Origin of the sequence: Candidatus Stygibacter australis, from assembly GCA_030765845.1 — a bacterium.
Lineage (GTDB): Bacteria > Cloacimonadota > Cloacimonadia > Cloacimonadales > TCS61 > Stygibacter > Stygibacter australis.
Genome location: JAVCDJ010000184.1, coordinates 1 through 6,083 on the forward strand (window position 1 = coordinate 1; position 6,083 = coordinate 6,083).

Genomic DNA, 6,083 nt, shown 5'->3' on the forward strand with positions numbered 1-6,083 from the left:
ATATTTTTAGCATTAGCATTTTCTGTCAGCAGAAGTATGTTTTGCTCAACCAGCAGATTCAGGTTCAATTTGTCTAAAACCAGATCTATGGTACCGGTTTGAAAACGTGACCACTGCAAGAGATTTTCCAGCAAGGTATAACCACATCGGGCAGATTTATGAATACGGCGGATAAAATCATAAGCTTTTTCCGGGATCGGTTGCTTATAGTTCCGCAGCAGAAGATGAGAAAAATTTAAAATTGTATTAAAGGGATTCTTAAGGTCATGCGAGATGATCGAAAAAAGTCTATCCTTGGATTTATTGATCTTTTCAAGTTCCATCTGTTCTTCATGGATTTTGTCCTTTATCCCTACTATACTTAAAAAGTATTTTTTGATCATTGACATTCCTAAAAACATCATGATAGAAATCATTAGTCCGGCAATTTCACTAGATAAGATAAAATTCTGCGAGTCGCAGTGAAGGGCAATAAAGGATAATACGCGTCTATAAACCATAAATAAGTTCGCCAGAGAGATCAAAATCCAACCCATCCTGCGGCCTGTTACCTTGATCAGATGAAGAGCAAGTATCCCGGCAGAAAGCTGAAATAATACTGATAAACTCAGTATTAAGTAATGTGCGAAGCAATACATATAACCAGCCTACATTTTTTATTATTACAATCTATCTGAAAGACTTTAAATGTCAAATATAATGATTTTTTCTTTTTGAAGTTATTTTCTAAGATACCACTCAACCTGTTACCAGTTAAAATCTTGCGATTAGTAAAATATTATTGAGATTTTAACCAGAAAGCCTGATTTACCAAAAAGGAAATGATTGAGCTTCTGAAATGCTTTAAAATCAGTTAAATGCTTATAATTAAACATAATTAGCACTGACAGTTGCCCTAAGCCGGAACAACAAAGAACTATCTAACATTAAAACGTCACTACGTGCTTTGTTGCTTTTCCTTGAGATCACAATGTAAGTATCACATTGAAATCACTGATCAATCTTTTTTAATGGCTTGGAAATATAATATTGAGCCATTGGTTGCTGTACTGGCTTCAAAAACAAAGTTATGCTTAGAGAAAATTTCCTGTAGTTCCTTTTCGCTGTAAAGGTTTCCTCTCACTAGGCTGCCTGTTTTATTACGTTCCGGCACTGGTACGCAGCAGTAAAAAACTCCTCCTGGCTGAAGTATTTGAGATAATTCCTGTGCCAGCTGGTTCAGGTCATTCAGAAAATTAATTGCCAGAATGCAGAGGCAAACCTGGAAGCTATTTTGCTCAAACATATAGTTCTCGGCACTGGTTACATAAAACTTACTGTCCTTGAAACCTGCTTTTTCAATTTTTCTTTTTGCCTGCCGCAGCAGAGAAACACTGATATCAGAACCAGTATAATTATTATCTTTTGCCAGAAAATGCCTAGCGCTTCCACTACCAGTTGCCAGTTCCAAAACTTTCATACCATGGATATCAGCCATCATCTCCTGTAATATCTGATAATGTTTTTCTATACTTGCTCCAAATTTGCGGGGAAATATATTCTTCTCCATTATCAGATCATACAAAAATCCCACACTGTCTCCCAGCCATGGTTTATAAGATATTCTCTTGCCCTTTTCATCTAAAAAATAGAGCAGTCCTTTATGACTGATGACATAAGTTCCCTGTTTCAGCATTGACTTATCCCTTAACTGATTTTAATTACAAGAGAAATTATTATTAGAATTAGCAAAAAGGACTTGCTGGAAGCTTTTCACTATACAGGTGAAATAATTGAAAACCTGCAATGATATCAACTACTTAGAGTGATCAGTCTCTCATACGTGCAGCGCCGGTGTACTCACAGGTGCGGCGCAGATGACGACCTCTATTATAACCAGTCTGATAATGCTTAATCAGACTCCTGCATCTCAGAATCTACTGGTATAAACTCCCAGTAATTACGGTAATATCTGCAGATAGTGGTATAGGCACTGATGATAAGCATCGAAATACGGAAGGAGGTATTAACCTCATCTATATACCAGCCATCCTCTCCATAATGATAGAAGGTGGCAATTGTGATATCCTTCATCATTTTGATGGGAGATTCCAAATTACCTTCATCTAATAGAGGGATGCCATTTTCATTATCAAGCCACACTTTTCCCCAGTAGCGCAGGTTTTTATTGCTTTCATCATCATATTCATAATACTCATAATCAAATCTCTGACATTGATGTCCCTTGATTTCCTGGATGTCTGGTTTTTTGGTTACCTGCAGGTCTGTCCCCTTAAAATTGAGGAAGAGTGCTTCTTTATTCAGCATATCTTCTTCTAACATAGACTTTATACGCTCATCATCTTGTCCTACGGGTTTTCCACCATTAGAGCAGCTAGATTCAAATCTTCCCACAACGTCGTTACCAGATTGAGAATATGTGATCAGAATAGTTTCTTCTACTTTCACTTTTCCTTTCTTATTGGTCAATTTGGTTACCTGTTCCAATTCACCTGTAATAAGGTGACTGTTTTCTTTTGCAATGATCACTGCTTTTTGCCAGAGTAAATCACCTGTATCATCTGCCCAGATATTTAAATAACTCAGGATGATCAAAAAAAGAAGTATTCTCTTCATAATTTACTCCCCAATGTTCGATGAGTAAATACTCAGACTGGATGGTTTTTCGTCAATAAACTTAAATATTTGCCATTAATTATCCATACCGTTTATCGATTATAAATACCCTAACTCGGATAAACCAAAACCTGCAAGTATGATAGACTACGGCAATAAGAAGTAAGGCATAGCTGTTTTAACCAGCCTGCGTACCGGGGCTGGTTCACAACCATTATTTGAATAAAATACTAATTTTGCTTTAAAAATAATACTATATATTTAAAAGTATCATATATGAAGTTTAAAGATTATAATCAGCAGCAAGGTTTATGCCTTCCTTCCTATCTGGATGACTTGATTCCAGAGAATCATGTCTCCAGGATAATCAATTCATTTGTCGATTTGTTAAGCATGAAAATGCTCGTGAGACCTTGTAAGGCTAATAAAAACGGTAAGGGTGGAAACAGTCCATATCATCCGAAAATGATGCTGAAAATACTAATTTATGCCTACACGCAAGGTATATTTAGTAGTCGAAAAATTGAGAAGCAACTCCATGACAGCATAACATTTATGTGGTTGAATGGATACCAAACTCCCGACCTTGTAACTATTAGCAGATATAGAAGTAAGCACTTTGTAGAGATTTTGCCAGTAGTATTAGCAGATTTCGTATTTCACATATAAGCATTACATCATAAATATCTGTTACTTTTAACTTGTTCTTTTGAATTCTATCTGCATTGATCATCGCTGCATATCAACGGATATTGAAGCTCTTCACGCCGTATATAATTCAAAATCACTGCGTTAAAATGTGACACCTATTTATGACGCAATGCTTATGAGCAAGGTTTCATAGATATTTATGATGTGCATTTCATAGACGGAACAAAGATCAGAGCAGATGCTAACAGAAACAAAGTTGTATGGAAAAAGAATGTTGATCGCCATAAGGAGCGAATTAATAATCGTATTCATTCCCTGCTAAAGGAAATTGACGATATTGATGAAGAAGAAATTGGCGCATTCTCTTGCAGGAGTAAATCAACCATAATGTTGAACAGTCTCAAAAAATGGAGGCATCCCACGGTAAGATTAATTTGACAAAATATGAATTATTTTGATTGTTTGGGTTAGGAGAATTGAATGAAAGTAATATTATCCTAACCTGAAAGATTCTGTTTGTGGGCAAAAGTTATTGGTGTTTCTATTCATTCTATTTGCAGTGAAGATCCGACAAGGGGATAATCCTTTGATCAGAATTAAATTGATATTGATAAGATATAAAAAATAGAAAAATAATTGGAGGGAAAGAAAATGAAAAAGAGGGAAATATTTTACTTCATCATTTTGACACTATTATTAATCGGTTCACATTCGGTGTTTGCTGATACTCGTTTTGCGGCAATTGACGGCTATTGCTATCTGGATGGAGAAGAAAGCCATGAAGGGACAAAAATACTTTTTACTGCTGTTACTCCTTCTGCTATTACGGATAGCACTTACACAAATGAAGATGGTTATTTTCAAATATCTATAAATGAAGGAATATACTCAATTGAATATTCTCATGAAGGCTGGCAGTCTATTAATATTGCTGAAGAGCTTTTGCTGAATGATTCAACCTTTGAGACAGTAACACTTCTATATGGATTACCCTTAGATATTTCAGGCGAAATAAGTGGAATATTAACAAATGAATATATTTATCAAGTTATCGATAATATAACAGTTAATGAGAATGATACTCTAACAATAGAGCCTGGAGTAAGGCTTGAATTTGCTGATGGCAGGCAATTAATAGTATCTGGAATGCTTACAGCAGAAGGAACAGAGGAAGACAGTATTACTTTTACAAGCAACAATTATCAGCCTTTTCCTGGAATTTGGACAAGAATATGTTTCGAAGGTAATAGTTCATCAAGTAGCACGGTTTCATATTGTAAAATAGAATATGCCGATAATGGCATCACCTGCATTTATTCATCACCTACTATTATCAACAATACAATTAGTGATAATGGTTATGGCATCGTACCCTTTTATGATTCATCACCAACTATCACCGGCAATTCAATAAGTAATAATAGTGCAGGCATCCACTGCAACGGCAATGCATCACCCTTTATAAGTAGCAACATGATAAGTAATAATGAAAATGGCATTTATTGCTTTGATTCCTCACCAACTATTACAAACAATTCAATAAGTAATAATGATAATGGCATCTTCTGCGAAGATTCAACTCCCTCTATAAGTAGCAACACGATTAGTAATAATGATAATGGCATCTTCTGCAATGATGAATCCATAGAATCAATCATAGGAAATATCTTTTATGAAAATTCCTTTGGATTTTATGGTGACATGTCACCATCAGAAGTAGTGTATAATCTGTTCTGGATGAGCGATGTTCAAGTTGACATGCCAAATTTATTTGGAGAGATACTTTCTTCAAACATTAATGGAGATCCCTGCGATATATATTGTAATCTCTTTATGGATCCACTCTTTGTTGATGCAGAGAATGGTGATTTTCATCTTACAGAAGCCTCTCCCTGTGTTGATGCTGGTAATCCTGACCCGATTTATTTTGATCCAGATGGAACAATAGCAGATATTGGAGCATTTTATTACCCTCAAGCAATTCCGGGACATAATTTTGGAGATGTGGATGATAACGAAATTATTGGAGCATTTGATGCTTCACTTGTTTTACAGTATTTTTGTTTATTAATACCGGAAGGAACAACTTTGCCCTGGGAAGATTGGAGGATTGATGTTGCTGATGTAGATGGGAATGGGGTTGTTGAGGCTTTTGATGCGTCTTTAATCTTACAGTTTAGTGTAGGATTTATCGATGAATTTCCAGTTGAGAATTTGAGAAGGAAATTAGATAGAGGATATTGATTATGAGTATAGTTATAAACTTTTACCCCAAAAGTTCAACGAAAAAGAAGCTGCAGGAATTACTGATCATGAGAGACTTTTTCAAAGTTAGATATCTAAATGAAGTTTGTGATGAAAATAAAATTGTTAATTACAAGTGGTTTGAGTATCATGATTATCAATCATTTACAGGTGTTTACGCTTCGATTATCAAATTGGATGAAAGTGTAAAGGACTCATTGAATTGCTCAGAGTGGATATTACACACTAAAACTCAAATTGGTGGTAGTCGATTTGACAAAAAAAAGCAGAATGACATAGTTAGAGAAGCTCGAAAAATATTTGGTGGTTTCTTTGAAAATGATTGTTTTGGAAAAAACAGATATACAAATATTAATGATTATGAAGATTATAGTCCACCAGAAAGAGGATTATTTATAATTTACGAAAACATTAGGAATAAAATATCTTTATTTCAATTCGGACTAGAAAATTGGCATGATAACCCCTGGAATAAGCAAATGGATTCAACTAACGATGAGGAAATTCAGCTATTATTGGGTTCCAATAATCCTGATGTAATATTATTTAAT

The 6,083-nt window shown here is 34.9% G+C and carries 6 protein-coding genes; 3 read left to right on the forward strand and 3 right to left on the reverse strand.

All coding sequences use genetic code 11. The features are described from left to right. The 3 genes from RAO94_09370 to RAO94_09380 all read right to left on the reverse strand — a co-directional run. Nucleotides 1-638, reverse strand: a 638-nt coding sequence (locus tag RAO94_09370) for a histidine kinase dimerization/phospho-acceptor domain-containing protein (protein ID MDP8322545.1), incomplete at its 3' end; no start/stop codon positions are given. Between the two features lie 359 nt (nt 639-997). Next, nucleotides 998-1,675 carry a methyltransferase domain-containing protein gene (locus tag RAO94_09375; protein ID MDP8322546.1) on the reverse strand — a complete coding sequence of 226 codons (678 nt, stop codon included), beginning with the start codon at nt 1,673-1,675 and terminating at the stop codon, nt 998-1,000. Nucleotides 1,676-1,890: 215 nt separating this feature from the next. Further along, nucleotides 1,891-2,616, reverse strand: coding sequence for a hypothetical protein (locus RAO94_09380; GenBank protein MDP8322547.1), 726 nt, complete (start codon nt 2,614-2,616; stop codon nt 1,891-1,893). A 276-nt stretch (nt 2,617-2,892) separates the two neighbouring features. Here RAO94_09380 and RAO94_09385 point away from each other — a divergent pair, with 276 nt between their 5' ends. From RAO94_09385 to RAO94_09395, 3 genes are all read left to right on the forward strand, one after another. Beyond that, on the forward strand, nt 2,893-3,285 hold the full coding sequence (locus RAO94_09385) for a transposase (protein MDP8322548.1): 393 nt from the start codon (nt 2,893-2,895) through the stop codon (nt 3,283-3,285). A 633-nt stretch (nt 3,286-3,918) separates the two neighbouring features. Then, nucleotides 3,919-5,511 carry a NosD domain-containing protein gene (locus tag RAO94_09390; protein MDP8322549.1) on the forward strand — a complete coding sequence of 531 codons (1,593 nt, stop codon included), beginning with the start codon at nt 3,919-3,921 and terminating at the stop codon, nt 5,509-5,511. Between the two features lie 2 nt (nt 5,512-5,513). Then, on the forward strand, nt 5,514-6,083 hold a 570-nt coding region (locus tag RAO94_09395; GenBank protein ID MDP8322550.1), incomplete at its 3' end, for a hypothetical protein.